The following is a 15,358-nucleotide window of genomic DNA, read 5'->3' on the forward strand; positions in this document are numbered from 1 at the left end:
TGCGGGCTACGCCCGGAACGGCCCGCGCACCTCGTACGTGATCCCGCCGGAGGAACTCCCGCTCGTCCCCCGCTGGCTGGAGAAGTACAGGCGCGTGCCGTCGGGCGAGAACGCCGGGCCCGTGATCTCCGAGCCCGACTGGCCGTCGACGCGCAGGAAGGGGGCGATCACGTCGCTCGGCGTGATCACGCAGATCTCCATGTTGCCGCCGTCCTCGGCCACGAAGAGGTCGCCGGAGGAGCTGCCGGTGACGTTGTCCACGCCGGTCAGCGGGGCCGTGCCGGACGTCACCAGGGAGTCGTCGTAGGCCAGTTCGATGGTCTGGGCGGCCGCGTTGTACTGCCAGACGCGGTTGTCGCCCTTGGTGGTGAACCAGCAGGTGTCGTCGGCGTAGTAGCAGCCCTCGCCGCCGTTGAACCGCTTGGCGCCGGAGACCTGGCGGCGGGTGGCCGTGGCGCCGGACGGGTCGGGAACCCTCGCCCAGGTCACCGGCCCGCCGGTGGACGAGCCCGCGACCAGCACTTCCAGGGTGCCGGAGGACAGGTCGCCCCAGGTCGTCGGGCGGAAGCGGTAGAAGCAGCCGTCGCTCACGTCCTCCGTCAGGTACACGACCTTGCGCACCGGGTCGGCCGCCGCCGCCTCGTGCTTGAAGCGGCCCATGGCATCCCGCCGCACCGCGGCCTTCACGCCCCACGGGTCGGTCTCGTAGACGTAGCCCCGGTCCACCTCCTCGCAGGACAGCCAGGTGTTCCACGGGGTCCGGCCGCCCGCGCAGTTCTGCCGGGTGCCGGACAGAACGCGGTACGCCGACGTGACCGCCCCGGTGGACGAGAACCGCACCGCGCTCGCGCCGCCGGAGGGGTTGATCTCCGAGTTGGAGACGTAGATCCAGCCGGTTCCGTCCGCGTAGCAGGCGCCGCCGTCCGGCGCGTTGTGCCAGGTGTACGAGGTGCCCGCGACCTTCTGGCCCGAGCGGGCGATCACCCTGCTCGTGAAGCCGGCGGGCAGCCTGATGCCGTTGGCGTCGGGCGCGCCGAGCGCCCCGTACGGGCCGCTGCCGGGCTGGGCGGGCGCGGCGTACGCGGCACCGCGCCACAGGGTTCCGCCGAGGACGGCCGAGCCGCCGACGATGGCCGTGCGCAGGAGGGTACGACGTTCCACTGCTGCCTCCGGGGGTCATGACCGGCCCCGCCGCCGGGCGGCGGCGGGAACGTGCGGCTACGGACCCTAGGGCCGCTCGGTTGACAGCCCATGGACAATCAGTGACGGCCGGGCGGCGCCCTCTCAGCGGTCCACCGCCACCGCCGTGAACGTCGTCCCGGGCGTCTGCGGGCTGGTGAAGCGCGCGTTGACGAGGTAGAGGCGGTCGCCGAAACGGGCGGCGGTCGCCGGAACGTCGAAGCGGGGGTCGGTGATCGTGCGGCGCAGGGTGGCCGTACCGGCGCGCGCGTCCAGGTCCCACACGCTGACCAGATCGAGCCGGTTCTGCACGACGTACAGCGTGCGGCCGACGCGGACCAGGCCGTCGCCGTTGACGACGTCGTCCGCGCCGACCAGGGTGATCCGGGTGGCGCGGCCGGTTCGGAGGCTGACGCGGTACAGCTCGCCCGGGGTGCTCCTGACGACGATCAGGCCCCGCCCGTCGGGGGTGGCGACGACGCCGTTGGCGTTGATGACGTCCGGCGTCTGCTCCCAGTCGCCGGTCAGCGGGAGGGCGCGCACGCCGCCGCGCCGGCCGCGCGGGACGCCGTAGAGGACGGGCCCGTACGAATCGGTGAACCAGGCGCGGTCGCCGAGCAGCATCACGTCGTTGACGAAGTGGCCGCTCGTTTCCGTGAGTTGGTGGGTGCGCAGCAGCCTGCCGGTGCGGGCGTCGACGATCCGCGCGGTTCCGCCGCCGCCCCCGGCGACGTACAGCAGGCCGCCGTGGTCCAGCTTCAGGCCGATGGCGGCGAGGCCCGTGCCGCCCTCGTGGACGACGCGGCCCTCGCCGGTGCGCAGGTCGGCGCGGTAGACGGCGCCGTTGGCGCGCGAACCCAGGTAGGCGTACGGCCCGCGCCCGATGGTGATGCCCTCGGGCAGCCAGCCGTCGGGAAGCGGGAACCGGGTCGGCCAGGTGGCCCTGGTGGCGGCGGCCTCGGCCGAGCCGGTGCCGGCGGCCACCGCCAACGCGGCGCCCGCGGCACCGCCGAGCCATGCGCGCCGGGACGGCCGGAAGTCGTTACGAGTCATGGCGGGCCTCCGCAGGAGAAGGGCATGGGACTCGATGAAAGCCGACGACCGAGGCGATTTCGAGGCGCCGGCCGGGTTTGGCAGGAAACCGACAGCCGTCCCGACAGAGGCCCGGGGGGAACGTCAGGCCGTCTGCCCGCCGTCCACCACCAGGTCGGTGCCCACCACCGACGCCGCGTCGTCCGACGCCAGGTACAGCACCGCCGCCGCGACCTCCGACACCGCCGAGACCCGGCCGAGCGGCGTCTCGCTCCGCATCCGCTCCGCCCGCCCCGCCTCCGTCTCGCCGGGCTGCAGGGACATGGAGGTCGCCGTGGCGCCCGGGCTGACGGCGTTGATGCGGACCCCTTCCCCGATGTGGTCCAGGGCGGCGCCCCGCGTGAGCGCCGAGACGGCCGCCTTGGTGGCCGCGTAGGCGGTGGCGCCCGGGCTGCGCTTGTGCGCACCGAAGGTGGAGGCGATGTTCACGATCGCGCCGCCGCCCGGCTGGGTGCGCATCCGGCGGACCTGTGCCTGGAGGGCGAGGAAGACGCCGGTGACGTTGATGTCGAGTTGCGTGTGCCAGTCCTCCCCGGGCAGATCGGCCACGGCGACTCCGCCGCGGAAGACGCCCGCGTTGTTGACGGCCACGTCGAGGGAGCCGAAGTGACCGACGGCGGCGTCCACGACGCTCCGTACGTCGGCGGCACGGGAGACGTCGGCGGTGACGGCCAGTGCCTTGCCGCCGGCCGCCTCGATCAGGGCCACGGTCTCGTCGAGCGGCTTCCGCCCGCGCCCGGTGACGACGACGTGCGCGCCCTCGGCGGCGAGGGCCAGGGCGACGGCCCGCCCGATGCCGGAGCCCGCCCCGGTGACGAGGGCGGTCCTGTCGGTGAAGCGCTGGGTGGTCATGAATCTCCCCTTTTTCTTGACCGATCGTTTCATTATGAGGTCGGCGAAATGCCCCTCCGCAGAGGGGGCCGGTGCCTCAGTCGAGCAGCGCGAGCGCCTGTTCCGCCGCGTCCCGCACCCGGGCCGGGTCCGGCGACGCCTTTCCGACCACCCGCAGCCCCTGGAGCAGTACCAGCAGCATGCGGGCGAGGGTCAGCGGGTCGCGGCCGGCGGGCAGTTCGCCCTGGGCGCGGGCCCGGGCCAGCGTCGAGTGCAGCACGGTCTCCAGCTGGTCCCAGTTGCGCTCGACCCGCCGCGCGGCGACCGGGTCGTGCGGGGCCAGCTCGGCCGCGGTGTTCGTGACGAAGCAGCCGCGTTCCCGCAGCTCCTCGGCGGCCGCCTCGGCGGCGTAGCGGCGCACCAGGGACCGTACGCCCGGCAGGGCCGGGCCCGGCCGGGCGAGTTCCGTCAGCAGGTCCGGGAGCAGTCCTTGCTCGTAGCGCTCCAGCGCCTTCAGGTACAGCTCGTGCTTGTTGCCGAAGGTCGCGTAGATACTGGCGCGCCCGATGCCGAGATGCCCGACGAGGTCGGCCATCGACGTCGCCTCGTAGCCGCGCCGCCAGAACAGCTCCAGGGCTGCCCGCAGTGCGGCGTCCGGATCGAACTCCTTGGTCCTGGCCACGCGTCGCAGCCTAGACCTATCTGAAACGATCAGTCAAGAATGGTGGTCTCAGGCCGCCTTCACCTCGTACGTCTCCACCCGCACCGCCTCGTCGTCCAGGCACTGACCGGTCGTCAGGTCGAAGCGCTGCTTGAGCAGCGGGGAGGCGACGAAGGGGCGGCCCCGGTGGGTGCCGGTCAGGCCGCGGGAGAGGACCGCCGCGCCGGTGAACGGGTCCCGGTTGTCGATGGCGTACAGCTCGCCGCCCCGGTCGCGGAACAGGGCCACCTGGCCGCCGTCCGGCAGCAGGGCCGCGACGCCCCGGCCCGGGAGCAGGGCGCCGAGGTCGCAGGCCGTGAACCAGTCGTCCGTCAGGCGCAGGCGTACCTTCAGGTCGGTCGTCTCGGGTGCCAGGGTCATCGCCGGGTGCTTCCTTCCAGGAGGTCGTTCTCGAGGTCTTCCCCGGTGCGCCGCAGGCCGATGCTCAGCAGCGGCAGGTCGGGCTTCATCTGGTCGCGCTCGGGCACGAAGCCCACGACCGGGTCGGGGGTGTCGGGCGCGTTCACGAAGGACACGAACCGGGCCAGCTTCTCGGGGTCGTTGATGGTCTCGGCCCACTCGTCGCGGTAGTGCGAGACGTGGGCGCGCATCAGGGACTCCAGCTCGTCGCAGATGCCGAGCGAGTCGTGCACGACGACGTCCCGTACGTGGTCCAGGCCGCCGGGGATGCGCTCCAGCCAGGTGGAGGTGCGCTCCAGCTTGTCGGCGGTGCGGATGTAGAACATCAGGAACCGGTCGATGAGACGCACCAGTTCGGCGTCGGAGAGGTCCTGCGCGAGCAGGTCCGCGTGGCGCGGGGTGGCGCCGCCGTTGCCGCCGACGTAGAGGTTCCAGCCGTTGGACGTGGCGATCACGCCGAAGTCCTTGGACTGGGCCTCGGCGCACTCGCGGGCGCACCCGGAGACCGCCGACTTCAGCTTGTGCGGGGAGCGCAGGCCCCGGTAGCGCAGCTCCAGGTCGATCGCCATGCGCACGGAGTCCTGGACGCCGTAGCGGCACCAGGTCTGGCCGACGCAGGACTTCACCGTGCGCAGCGACTTCCCGTACGCGTGCCCGGACTCGAAGCCGGCGTCCACCAGCCGGGCCCAGATCACCGGCAGCTGTTCGACGCGGGCGCCGAACATGTCGATGCGCTGACCGCCGGTGATCTTCGTGTAGAGCCCGAAGTCCCGGGCGATCTCGCCGATGACGATCAGTTTCTCGGGGGCGATCTCGCCGCCGGGGATGCGCGGGACGACGGAGTACGAGCCGTTCTTCTGGAGATTGGCCAGGAAGTGGTCGTTGGTGTCCTGGAGGGCCGCCTGCTCGCCCTCCAGGACGTAGCCGCTGGCGCCGATCGCCGGGGCGAGGGAGGCGATGATCGAGCCGACCGCCGGCTTGCAGACCTCGCAGCCGTCACCGCCCCGGGCGTCCTCCCGGCCGTGCCGGTCCAGCAGCTCGCGGTAGGAGGTGATCCGCAGGGCGCGGACGATCTCGTACAGTTCCTCGCGGGTCCGGGCGAAGCAGCCGCACAGGCCCTTGTCGACCTCGACGCCGCTCGCCTCCAGCTCGGCGGTGACCAGCTGGCCGAGCACCTTGACGCAGGAGCCGCAGCCGGTGCCGGCCTTGGTGCACTTCTTCACCTCGGGCACGGTCGTGCAGGAGTGCTCCGTCACCGCGCCGCGGATCGCGCCCTTGCTGACGTTGTGGCAGGAGCAGATCACCGCGTCGTCGGGGAGCGCGGACGGGCCCAGCTGGGCCGGGGCGCCGGCGCCCGCCGGCAGCACGAGGGACTCGGGGGAGACCGGCGGAACGGACCCGGTGAAGGCGCGCAGCGTGCCGTACGCCTCCGCGTCGCCGACCAGGATGCCGCCGAGCAGCGTGCCGTCGCGGCCGACGACCAGCTTCTTGTAGAGGCCCGCGCGGGAGTCGGAGTAGACGACGTCCAGGCAGTCCTCGGCGGTGCCGTGCGCGTCGCCGAAGGACGCCACGTCCACGCCGAGCAGCTTCAGCTTGGTGGACAGGTCGGCGCCGGTGAAGGACGCCTCGTCGGCGGCGATCGTCGCGGCGGCCGTCTCGGCCTGCTCGTAACCGGGCGCCACCAGCCCGTACACCCGCCCGTCGGACGCCAGCGCGCACTCGCCGATCGCGAACACGTGCGCGTCGGTGACCGTGCGGCACTGCTCGTCGACGCTGATGCCGCCGCGCTCGCCGACCGTCAGTCCGCAGTCGCGGGCCAGTTGGTCGCGGGGGCGGACACCGGCGCTGAAGACCACCAGGTCGGTGGCGAGTTCGGAACCGTCGGACAGCTTCATGCCGGTGACGGTGCCCGACGCGTCGTCGACCAGGATCTCCTGCGTGCCGACGCCCGTGTGGACGGACAGGCCCATGCCCTCGATGGTGCGCAGCAGCGCGGCGCCGCCGCCCTCGTCGACCTGGACGGGCATCAGGCGGGGCGCGAACTCCACGATGTGCGAGGTGAGCCCGAGGCCCTTGAGCGCACCGGCCGCCTCCAGGCCGAGGAGTCCGCCGCCGACCACCGCGCCGGTCGTCGCGGTCTTCGCGTACTCCTCGATGGCGAGCAGGTCCTCGATCGTCCGGTAGACGAAGCAGCCCTCGGCGTCCTTGCCGGGGACCGGCGGGACGAAGGGGTAGGAGCCGGTGGCGAGCACGAGGACGTCGTAGTCGACGACCAGCCCGGAGCGGGCGGTCACCTTGCGCGCGTCCCGGTCGACGGTCACCGCGGGGTCGCCGACGCGCAGCTCGATGCCGTGCTCGTCGATGAAGGCCAGGTCGGTCATCGACAGGTCGTCGGGGGTCCTGCCCGAGAAGTACGAGGTGAGCTGGACGCGGTCGTAGGCGGGGCGCGGCTCCTCGCACAGCACGACCACGCGGTGCGTGGCGGTCAGCCCGCGCTCCGCGAGTGCTTCGAGGAAGCGCTGGCCGACCATGCCGTGGCCGACGAGCACGATGGTGGGGGTGGGCCCCGGGGTGGCGGTCATCAGGAGCCTCCGTCATTGGTGAGCAGGTGGAGCAGGGGGCCGCCGTCGGACGGGAGCGGCTCTGCTCCCTCCCAGGCGCGCGCCAGCGCGCCGACGGTGCCGAGTTCGCCGACCAGGACCCCGCCGACCAGCCGGTCGTCGCGGACGACGACCTTGCGGTAGGTGCCGCGGGTGGCGTCGGCGAGCTGCACGACGTCGTCGCCGGGGCGGGGGTCGGTCTCGCCGAACGCGGCGAGGTCGAAGGGGCTGTCGGGCCCGAAGGGGCTGCCGGGCCCGGTGAGGGTGAGCCGGGTCAGGGACCGGGTGCCGGTGTAGCGGGCGGCCGTGTCGCCCGCGGCGAGCAGCTCGGCGAGCGCGCCGGCCTGTTCGAGGGCGGGCGCGGCCAGCCCGTACACGCGTCCCGCGTGCTGGGCGCAGTCCCCGACGGCGCGAATGTGCGGGTCGGAGGTGCGCAGCTCGTCGTCGACGACCACGCCCTTGGCGACCTCCAGCCCCGCCGCCTGCGCGAGGCCGACGCGCGGCCGGACCCCGCAGGCGAGGACGACCAGGTCGGCGCCGAGCGCGTACCCGTCGGCCATCTCCACCGACCGCACCGCCCCGCCGACGCTGCGCACGTCGCGTACCCGGCACTCGGTGTGCACCTCGACGCCGAGGTCCTCCAGATGCCGCCGCACGAGCGCGGAGGCGGCCGGGTCGAGTTGGCGTTCCATGAGCCGCTCGGACTGCTGGGCGAGGACGACCTGCGCGCCGCGCACGGCCAGCGCGCGGGCGGCGGAGACGCCGAGCAGCCCGCCGCCGATGACGACCGCCCGCACCCCCGGCCGTACCGCCTTGGACAGCCCCAGGCAGTCGTCCATCGTCCGGAACGCGTGCACGCCCTCGGGCAGTTGGCGGTCCGCGGTGAACAGGCCGCGCAGGGGTGGCAGTACGGCGTTGGAGCCGGTGGCCATGACCAGCGTGTCGTACGCGATCACCGAGCCGTCGGCGCACCGGACCGTCCGTCCGGCCCGGTCGACGCCGGTGACCCGGCCGCGCAGCAGCCCGGGCGCCGGCAGGGCGATCACCTCGGGGCTGTACCGGCCGGCCAGCACCTCGGCGAGCAGTACCCGGTTGTACGGGCGGTGTTCCTCGTCGCCGACCAGCAGCGCGGGCGTGCCCAGCTCACCGAGCCGCCGGGCGAGCGTCACGCCCGCGAGTCCGGCGCCGATCACCACCACACGCGTATTCGAGGTCATGGCAACGAGCGTGCGGTGCGGGTGTTACCCGGTGGCATCGCGTCTGTTTCCCGCGGGGAACGCTGCCCTCAGCGGGGACGGGGGGCGGGTGTGAGGGACGCGGGCAGGCCCCTCGCACGGCCCTTCGCACCAGGCGGGCAACCTCAGCAGACCCTCATCTCGATGGACGGCACATCCATACCGTCCATAAGCTCGCGATCATGCCCGACATAGCGCTGACCACGGTCGTCCTGCTCTGCCTCGCAGCCCTCGCGGCCGGCTGGATCGACGCCGTGGTCGGTGGTGGCGGACTCCTGCTGCTCCCGGCGCTGCTGCTCGGGCTGCCCGCCGGCACCCCGGCCGCGCACGCGCTGGGCACCAACAAGGCGGTCGCCATCGTCGGCACCACCGGAGCGGCGGCGACCTACGCCCGGAAGGCGCCCGTGGACGTCCGCACGGCCGTCCGCATCGGCCTCGCGGCGCTGGCCGGATCGTCGGGCGGGGCGTTCCTGGCGGCCGGGATGAGCACCGAGGTGCTCAAGCCGGTGATCATGGTGGTGCTGCTCGCGGTCGCGGCCTTCGTGATCCTCCGCCCCGCCTTCGGCACCGCCCCCGCCACCGGCCCGGCCACCCGCCGCCGGATCTTCGCCGCGATCGGCCTCGCGGGTCTCGGCATCGGCTTCTACGACGGCCTCGTCGGCCCGGGCACGGGGACTTTCCTGGTCCTGGCCCTCACCGCACTCCTCCACCTGGACCTGGTGACCGCCTCCGCCACGGCGAAGATCGTCAACTGCTGCACCAACGCGGGCGCCCTCGCCACCTTCGCCTGGCAGGGCGCCGTGCTGTGGCAGCTGGCCGGCCTGATGGCCGTCTTCAACCTCGCCGGCGGCATGTTCGGCGCGCACACCGCCCTCAAGAAGGGCAGCGGCTTCGTCCGCGTCGTCCTGCTGACGGTGGTCTTCGCGCTGGTGGCGAACCTGGCCTACGAGCAGTGGGTGGCCTAGCCAGGGCCTGCCGTTCGGATCATGCCGGCGTCGCGGGGCGTGGCACGCACATCTGCCGGGCGTGGCACGTACATCTGCCGGGCGTGGCACGTACATCTGCCGGGCGTGGCACGTACATCTGCGGCGTTGTCGTCGGTTGCCGGGGCTCCGCCCCGTCGCCCTCCTCCGCCTTGCGGCCGCACGCACCACGCCCCGCTCGGGCGGGCCGAGAGCCGCGGTCTCTCCCGGCCGGCCTGATCCGAACGGCAGATCCTAGCGGGCGGAGGCGTGGCCGTACGACAGGCCGTGCCCGGAGGGGAAGAGGATCTCGGCCGGGTCGTCGGCCCGCTGGATGGGCACGGGCAGCTTGCCGCGCGGCTCGACCCGGCCGGCGATCACCCGGGCCGCGGCGCGCAGCTCGACCTCGGTCCAGCAGTAGGAGACCAGTGAGGCCGGGACGCCGCCGAGGTGGGCGATGTCGTAGGGGTTGCGGACCGCGAGGTGGACGACGGGGACGCCCGTCGCGAGCAGCCGGGACACCAGGGTGCGCTGGGCGCTGGTGGCGCCGACGTTGTCGGTGGTGACCACCACCGCGTCCCGTCCCCGTGCGGCGGCCACGGCCTCGTCGATCTTCGCCGCGTCGGGCGCCCGGCCGGTGGCGAGGTGGGTGGTCCGGTAGCCCAGTTCGTCGAACGCCCGGGCCAGCTCGGGCACCGTGGTGCGGGTGCCGTCGGTCGGGAACGCCGGGTCGGCGCCGACCACGAGCAGTTTCCGCTGCCCGCGGCGCAGCGGGAGCGTCTCGTCCTCGTTGACCAGCAGGGTGGTGGTGCGCTCGGCGATCCGGGCGGCGGCGAGCCGGTGCCCGCGGGCGCCGACGACCCGGTCGACCACCTTTTGGGAGACGTAGGGGCTGCCGTCGAGCAGTCCGGCCTTGTCCTTGATCCGCAGGATGCGCAGGACGGATTCGTCGAGCCGGCCCGCGGTGATCTCCCCGCCGCGGACGGCGGCCAGGACGCCGTTGTAGGCGACGTCGATGTCGGGCGGGAACAGCAGTTGGTCGGCGCCGGCCTTGAGGGCGAGGACGGGCACGCGGTCGTCGCCGTACTTGGTTCGCACCCCCTGCATGTTGAGGGCGTCGGTGACGATCACGCCGTCGAAACCGAGTTCGTCGCGCAGCACGCCCTGGAGGATCGTGGGCGACAGGGTGGCCGGTTCGTTGCTGGGGTCGAGCGCGGGGACCTGGAGGTGCGCGGTCATGATCGAGTCGACGCCGGCGGCGATCGCGGCCTTGAAGGGCGGGGCGTCGACGCGGTCCCACTCCTCGCGGGTGTGGGTGATCACGGGCAGTCCGGTGTGGCTGTCCTGCGCGGTGTCCCCGTGGCCCGGGAAGTGCTTGGCGCAGGCCACGACGCCGGCCCGCTGGTAGCCCGTCACCTGTGCCGCCACCATGCGACCGACCTCGCGGGCGTCGGCGCCGAAGGAGCGGACGTTGATGATGGGGTTGGCCGGATTGACGTTGACGTCGGCGACCGGGGCGAAGTTCTGATGGATGCCCAGGGCGGCGAGTTCGGTGCCCGATATCCGTCCGGCGGTGCGCGCGTCGGAGAGCGAGCGGCCCGCGCCGAGCGCCATCGCGCCCGGCAGCTGGGTGACGCCGCTGCCGATGCGCACGTTGGCCCCGTGCTCCTGGTCGATGGAGATCAGGGAGGGGATGGGGGTGGGCAGCGAGAGCGAGGCCCGCTGCACACCGTTCGTCAGGTCCGCGATCTGGCGGGGGTCCTGGATGTTGTTGGCCCAGCCGGAGAAGTAGATGACACCGCCGATGTGGTACTTGGCGATGAGCTCGGCCACGGTGCGGACGCCGAGCTCCCTGAGGTTGCGGTCCTGGTCGAACTGGCTGGGAGAAGTCGCCGACGTACCGTAGAAGTACGGTACGAACAGCTGGCCGACCTTCGCCTCGACGCTCATCCTGGAGATGATCCTCTTGAGGCGGTGGTCGCGCCTGTGCGCGACCGCGGGGGTGGCCGTCACACCCACGACGCCCGTCGCGCTCGCGGCGACCACGGTCGCGGAGGCGAGAACGGTTCGTCTGGACAGACTCCGGTCCTGCATGCGGACATGCTCCTTCCAGCCGTGCCCATCAAGGGAATCGAAGGAAATGTGCAGTACTCCGAACTGCGGGAAAGGTAGCCCGCGGAGCATGGCGGGGCAATAGGTCTAGACAAAAGGACTGGACAGGAGGGCTAGGCCTTCGCCGGGCCTCGCCGCAGATCCAGCAGCTCCACCATCCCGGTCGTGTCCTCGTCCCCGTGCCCCCCGGCGAGCCACCGCTCCATGAGCGCCGTGTACGGCGTCAGCAGCTCCGCGCTCACCCGCTGCTCCTCGGCCGTGCGCAGGCTGAACGGCTCACCGGCTGCCGGTGAGGTGCGCGAAGACGACCACGTTCCCCTGGTATCCGGTACTGCGTGAGTAGTCGCCGCCGCAGGTGATGACGCGCAGCTCGGGCCGGTTCGCCGCGCCGTACACCCGCTGGTCGGGGAAGTCCTTCGCGGCGTACACCTCCACCGCGTCGACCGTGAACACCGCGACCCCGCCGTCGCGCCGGTCGACCTCGATCGTGGCGCCCTTCTCCAGGGCGCCGAGGCGGTAGAAGACGGCGGGGCCCTGGGCGTTGTCGACGTGCCCGGCGACGATCGCGGTGCCCGTCTCGCCCGGGGTGGTGCCGGCCTCGTACCAGCCGGCCAGGTTCTCCTCCTCGGCGGGCGGCACGTCCAGGCTGCCGGACGGCGTCAGGCCGAGGCCCGTCATCGGGGCGGCCACGCCGATCGCCGGGATGCGGACGCGGTCCGGCGGCGAGGGCGGCAGCGCGGGCGCCGCGGCGGCCTCGCCGGTCTGCCCGGTGCGGGCCTGCGCGGCCGACGGCTGGGGCGGGGCCTCGGCCCGGGCGCCGCCGACCAGCAGCCACGCCCCGGCGCACAGGGCGACCGCGGTGACGGCCGCTATCGCGGTGTTGCCGACCCTGCGCATGACGTCCCTCTCCCTGGGGTTCCTCTGCGGGCCCTGCCCCCTCCGGGCCGCGAGGGGCGTCGGACCCGGAGGGGGTGGGGAAGTGCGGTACCGGCGGACGGGCAGCGGAGGGTGCCCGTCACATCCCGTCGCCTCTCGCCCGGCGATGCAGGAGCCAGGTACCGCCCGCGGCGGCGACGGCCAGAGCCGTCACACCGGCCGCGGTCTGCACGGGGTCGGGGCCAAGAGCGCCGCCGACCCCCGTCTTCACGCTTCCTTTGGGATACACCTGCTCACGGGCCGAGGTCAGTGTGACCACCAGGTCGCCCGCCACCCGCAGGCCGCTTCCACCGCAGGTCGCGACGATCTCGTACGTCCCCGGCTGGGCGCTGGGCGGCACCTCGAACCGGCCCACCGACTCGCTCCCGTCCGTGCCCGGCGCCAGCGGGAACGCGCCGGCGCCCACCGCGCTGGCGTCACCCGCCGCCGAACCGCCCGCGCCGCACGCCGCCGTGCTCACCATGGCCGGCTCGCCCGGCACGACCGAGGACGGGTACACCTCCAGTCCACCGGTCGCTGCGGGCTCCCCGGCATACGCGGGCGCCGGGACGGCGAGGCCGACGGCCGCGACGGCGAGCGCGGTACCGGTCAGCAGGCGGGCGGTACGTCGCATCGGTGCTCCTTTGAGCTCTTCGGTGGCCCCTGCCCTACCGAGGAAAGTCGCACCGGACGCGCCCCGCTCCCCGAAGATGCGCCGCAAATGGGATGAACGGGTGTCGGCCGCGGCCCCGGCGGGCCCACCCGGGACGCCGTTTCACCAGGTCACCGGCGTGCGGTGGGGGTGCGCCGGAACAGATCCCGAAGGGCGAGCGGCGCGGGTGTGAACGGGTGACCGGTGCCTTGAGGAGGGTCCCGCCGAGGCCGCGACTTGACCTCAAGCAAAGTCGAGGTATCAGGCTGTGACACATGAACACAACGACCGCTCCGCTCCATGTGACCCTGCTCGTCGGCAGCAACCGCCACGGCCGCTTCGGCCCCGTCGTCGCCGACTGGCTCCTGGGCCGTCTCCGGGCCCACGACGACCTGGTCCCGGAGGTGGTGGACGTCGCCGCGACCGACCTGCCCACGACCTTCGCCCCGACCCCGGAGGCCACCGCCGCGCTGGCGGAGATCACCCCCGGACTGGCGGGCGCCGACGCGTTCGTCGTGCTCACGCCCGAGTACAACCACTCGTTCCCGGCGGGCCTGAAGAACGTCATCGACTGGCACTTCAACGAGTGGCGGGCCAAGCCCGTCGGCCTCGTCTCGTACGGCGGTCTGGCCGGCGGCCTGCGTGCGTCGGAGCACCTGCGCCAGGTCTTCGCCGAGCTGCACGCCGTCACCGTCCGCGACACCGTGTCCTTCCACAACGCGGGCGCGTCGTTCGACGACGAGGGCGCGCTCAGGGACCCGTCGGGACCGGACGCGGCGGCGAAGACGATGCTGGACCAGCTGGTGTGGTGGGGGCGCGCCCTGCGGGAGGCGAAGGAGAAGCGGCCGTACGACGCCTGACACGACGCCGGCCGGCACCCTCACGGCGAGGATGCCGGCCGGCGCCCGGGGCGGGCGGGGCCTGGTGGTCAGCCCACGCTCACCGCGCTCCACGCCGCGCCCACCGCGGCGTACTCCGCGCTGTCGGCGCCGTACAGGTCCTCGGCCGCGCTCAGGGTGGCCGTGCGGGCGCCCGCGTAGTCCGTGGACGAGGTCATGTAGACCGTCAGCGCCCGGTACCAGATGTCGCCCAGCCTGTCCCGGCCGATCCCGGCGACCGTGGAGCCGTCGCAGGTGGGGGAGTCGTAGTTCACGCCGCCCACGGTCTTCGTGCCGCTGCCCTCGGCCAGCAGGTAGGCGAAGTGGTTGGCGATCCCGGACGAGTAGTGGACGTCGAGGTCGCCCGCCGAGGTGCTCCAGCAGTCGGCCGAACTGCCGTCCCTGCTGGGCCGGTCCATGTAGCGCAGGGCGTCGCGGCCGAAACCGTCCCGGACGACCTTCTCGCCGATCAGGTAGTCCCCCGCGTCGGCGGAGTTGCCCGCGTGCCACTCCACCAGCGTGCCGAAGATGTCGGAGGTCGCCTCGTTCAGGCCACCGGACTCGCCCGAGTACGTCAGCGCCGCCGTCGACGACGTCACGCCGTGCGACATCTCGTGCCCGGCGACGTCCAGGGAGACCAGCGGGCCGAAGGCCGTACCGTCACCGTCGCCGTACGTCATGCAGAAACAACCGTCGTCCCAGAAGGCGTTGTTGTAGCCGTTCCCGTAGTGCACGCGGTTGTACGAGCCCTTGCCGTCGCCCGCGATGCCGCTGCGCCCGTGGACGTCCTTGTAGTAGTCCCAGGTGACGTCCGTGCCGTACTGCGCGTCCACCGCGGCCGAGGCGCGGTCGGCCGCCGTCCCCGTGCCCCAGTGGTTGTCGGCGTCGGTGAACACCGTCGAGGGCGCCCGGACCAGGCAGACGGTGAGGAGGCACAGGTCGGTCCGGTTCCCCGCGTCACCGGTGTACGTGCCACCGCGCGTCGGATCCTTGAGCTGGTACGACGACGCCGACCGCGTCGTCTCGAGCGGCACCGTGCCGCCGTACAGCGACGTGCCGTCGCCCGCCGCCGTCTCGACGGAGTCCCAGGCGTCGATCCGGCCGCCCGTGAGCGCGTCGGTCAGCACCGTGCGGGCGACCGGGTTGCCGACGGAGTCCAGCGCCGCCGCGTCCGTGCGCCAGGCCAGCTTCGGGGCGCCGTGCAGGGCGTCGACCACCAGCTCCGGCCTGGCGGTCAGCTTCTTCAGCAGTTCGCCCGGGTTGGCGGCGCGCAGCGTGCTCGCGGCCAGGTCGGCGGCCTCGGGGGCCGACAGCCTCGGGGTGACGGTGGGGAGGGAGACCGGGGCACTCGTCGCGCGGTTCGCGCCCCGGTAGTCGCCGTCGGGGCCGAGGTGGACGACGAAGTCGCCGCCCAGGACGGGGATCTCGCGGTAGGTGCGGTCGTAGCGGACGTGCTGGGTGCCGGCCTCGTCGACGACGACGTCGCGGACTTTCGTGTCCTGCTCCGGGGTCAGGCCCAGCCGCGTGGCGTGGTCCACGAGGGCCGCCGCAGCGTTGTCGAGGGCGGCGGCGGGGGACGGCCGGTCGTCCGCCTGGGCGGCGGGGACCAGGGTGGCCGCCAGGAGGGCCGCGCCGGCGACGGCGATGCCGGCCGTGGCGGGGCGGGGACCTCGGGCGTGCCGTATTCGGCGGCTCATCGAACTCCTTGGGGGGAGGAGCGCTTCGGGGCGCGTGGGGAGCGCGGGGGGACGGCGCTGATGTCGACCCAGATTCAAGGAGCCC

At 73.3% G+C, this 15,358-nt stretch carries 13 protein-coding genes and 1 pseudogene; 2 read left to right on the forward strand and 12 right to left on the reverse strand.

All coding sequences use genetic code 11. The annotated features are described in order from the left end of the window. Nucleotides 1-6: 6 nt before the first annotated feature. From ACIQ1J_RS28900 to ACIQ1J_RS28930, 7 genes are all read right to left on the reverse strand, one after another. Nucleotides 7-1,161 (reverse strand): alkaline phosphatase PhoX, encoded by a 1,155-nt coding sequence (locus ACIQ1J_RS28900; protein ID WP_403561346.1) that lies wholly within the window; start codon nt 1,159-1,161, stop codon nt 7-9. Nucleotides 1,162-1,284: 123 nt separating this feature from the next. Beyond that, nucleotides 1,285-2,232: an SMP-30/gluconolactonase/LRE family protein gene (locus tag ACIQ1J_RS28905; RefSeq protein WP_403561348.1), complete on the reverse strand. Its 948-nt coding sequence runs from the start codon at nt 2,230-2,232 to the stop codon at nt 1,285-1,287. 123 nt (nt 2,233-2,355) lie between these two features. Next, nucleotides 2,356-3,123, reverse strand: coding sequence for an SDR family NAD(P)-dependent oxidoreductase (locus ACIQ1J_RS28910; protein ID WP_403561350.1), 768 nt, complete (start codon nt 3,121-3,123; stop codon nt 2,356-2,358). Nucleotides 3,124-3,199: 76 nt separating this feature from the next. Next, nucleotides 3,200-3,784, reverse strand: coding sequence for a TetR/AcrR family transcriptional regulator (locus tag ACIQ1J_RS28915; protein ID WP_403561352.1), 585 nt, complete (start codon nt 3,782-3,784; stop codon nt 3,200-3,202). Between the two features lie 48 nt (nt 3,785-3,832). Beyond that, a complete protein-coding gene (gene nirD / locus ACIQ1J_RS28920) occupies nt 3,833-4,183 on the reverse strand; it encodes a nitrite reductase small subunit NirD (protein WP_403561354.1) in 351 nt (116 codons plus the stop codon). Further along, nucleotides 4,180-6,804: a nitrite reductase large subunit NirB gene (gene nirB / locus ACIQ1J_RS28925; protein ID WP_403561356.1), complete on the reverse strand. Its 2,625-nt coding sequence runs from the start codon at nt 6,802-6,804 to the stop codon at nt 4,180-4,182. Before nirB ends, nirD begins: the two co-directional genes overlap by 4 nt. Continuing rightward, entirely contained in the window at nt 6,804-8,039 is a 1,236-nt protein-coding gene (locus ACIQ1J_RS28930; RefSeq protein WP_403561358.1) for an NAD(P)/FAD-dependent oxidoreductase, read from the reverse strand. The genes nirB and ACIQ1J_RS28930 overlap by 1 nt, the downstream gene beginning before the upstream one ends. A 200-nt stretch (nt 8,040-8,239) precedes the next feature. Between ACIQ1J_RS28930 and ACIQ1J_RS28935 the strand changes: the two genes are divergently transcribed. Then, entirely contained in the window at nt 8,240-9,022 is a 783-nt protein-coding gene (locus tag ACIQ1J_RS28935; protein ID WP_403561360.1) for a sulfite exporter TauE/SafE family protein, read from the forward strand. Between the two features lie 252 nt (nt 9,023-9,274). Here the strand turns inward: ACIQ1J_RS28935 and ACIQ1J_RS28940 are convergent, their stop codons facing one another. From ACIQ1J_RS28940 to ACIQ1J_RS28955, 4 genes and pseudogenes are all read right to left on the reverse strand, one after another. Then, nucleotides 9,275-11,113 carry a glycoside hydrolase family 3 protein gene (locus ACIQ1J_RS28940; RefSeq protein WP_403561362.1) on the reverse strand — a complete coding sequence of 613 codons (1,839 nt, stop codon included), beginning with the start codon at nt 11,111-11,113 and terminating at the stop codon, nt 9,275-9,277. Between the two features lie 131 nt (nt 11,114-11,244). Then, nucleotides 11,245-11,406, reverse strand: a pseudogene (locus tag ACIQ1J_RS28945) (NAD(P)-dependent oxidoreductase); the annotation flags it as partial. Nucleotide 11,407: 1 nt separating this feature from the next. Next, a complete protein-coding gene (locus ACIQ1J_RS28950; protein WP_403561364.1) occupies nt 11,408-12,028 on the reverse strand; it encodes a class F sortase in 621 nt (206 codons plus the stop codon). A gap of 118 nt (nt 12,029-12,146) precedes the next feature. Next, nucleotides 12,147-12,680, reverse strand: coding sequence for a hypothetical protein (locus ACIQ1J_RS28955; protein ID WP_403561366.1), 534 nt, complete (start codon nt 12,678-12,680; stop codon nt 12,147-12,149). 293 nt (nt 12,681-12,973) lie between these two features. Here ACIQ1J_RS28955 and ACIQ1J_RS28960 point away from each other — a divergent pair, with 293 nt between their 5' ends. Next, entirely contained in the window at nt 12,974-13,558 is a 585-nt protein-coding gene (locus ACIQ1J_RS28960) for an NADPH-dependent FMN reductase (protein WP_403561368.1), read from the forward strand. A gap of 68 nt (nt 13,559-13,626) precedes the next feature. Here ACIQ1J_RS28960 and ACIQ1J_RS28965 read toward each other — a convergent pair whose 3' ends face one another. Further along, nucleotides 13,627-15,273, reverse strand: a complete 1,647-nt coding sequence (locus tag ACIQ1J_RS28965; RefSeq protein ID WP_403561370.1) for a M4 family metallopeptidase — start codon at nt 15,271-15,273, stop codon at nt 13,627-13,629. Between the last annotated feature and the right edge of the window lie 85 nt (nt 15,274-15,358).

The organism is Streptomyces sp. NPDC097107, assembly GCF_044762405.1.
Classification (GTDB): Bacteria; Actinomycetota; Actinomycetes; order Streptomycetales; family Streptomycetaceae; genus Streptomyces; species Streptomyces thinghirensis.

Excerpts from the sequence above, each read along its gene's own strand:
- ACIQ1J_RS28935 (WP_403561360.1), top strand. The coding sequence starts at position 8,240 with ATGCCCGACATAGCGCTGACCACGGTCGTCCTGCTCTGCCTCGCAGCC.
- ACIQ1J_RS28950 (WP_403561364.1), bottom strand. The coding sequence starts at position 12,028 with ATGCGCAGGGTCGGCAACACCGCGATAGCGGCCGTCACCGCGGTCGCC.
- ACIQ1J_RS28940 (WP_403561362.1), bottom strand. The coding sequence starts at position 11,113 with ATGCAGGACCGGAGTCTGTCCAGACGAACCGTTCTCGCCTCCGCGACC.
- ACIQ1J_RS28960 (WP_403561368.1), top strand. The coding sequence starts at position 12,974 with ATGAACACAACGACCGCTCCGCTCCATGTGACCCTGCTCGTCGGCAGC.
- ACIQ1J_RS28965 (WP_403561370.1), bottom strand. The coding sequence starts at position 15,273 with ATGAGCCGCCGAATACGGCACGCCCGAGGTCCCCGCCCCGCCACGGCC.
- ACIQ1J_RS28905 (WP_403561348.1), bottom strand. The coding sequence starts at position 2,232 with ATGACTCGTAACGACTTCCGGCCGTCCCGGCGCGCATGGCTCGGCGGT.
- nirB (WP_403561356.1), bottom strand. The coding sequence starts at position 6,804 with ATGACCGCCACCCCGGGGCCCACCCCCACCATCGTGCTCGTCGGCCAC.
- nirD (WP_403561354.1), bottom strand. The coding sequence starts at position 4,183 with ATGACCCTGGCACCCGAGACGACCGACCTGAAGGTACGCCTGCGCCTG.
- ACIQ1J_RS28930 (WP_403561358.1), bottom strand. The coding sequence starts at position 8,039 with ATGACCTCGAATACGCGTGTGGTGGTGATCGGCGCCGGACTCGCGGGC.
- ACIQ1J_RS28910 (WP_403561350.1), bottom strand. The coding sequence starts at position 3,123 with ATGACCACCCAGCGCTTCACCGACAGGACCGCCCTCGTCACCGGGGCG.
- ACIQ1J_RS28955 (WP_403561366.1), bottom strand. The coding sequence starts at position 12,680 with ATGCGACGTACCGCCCGCCTGCTGACCGGTACCGCGCTCGCCGTCGCG.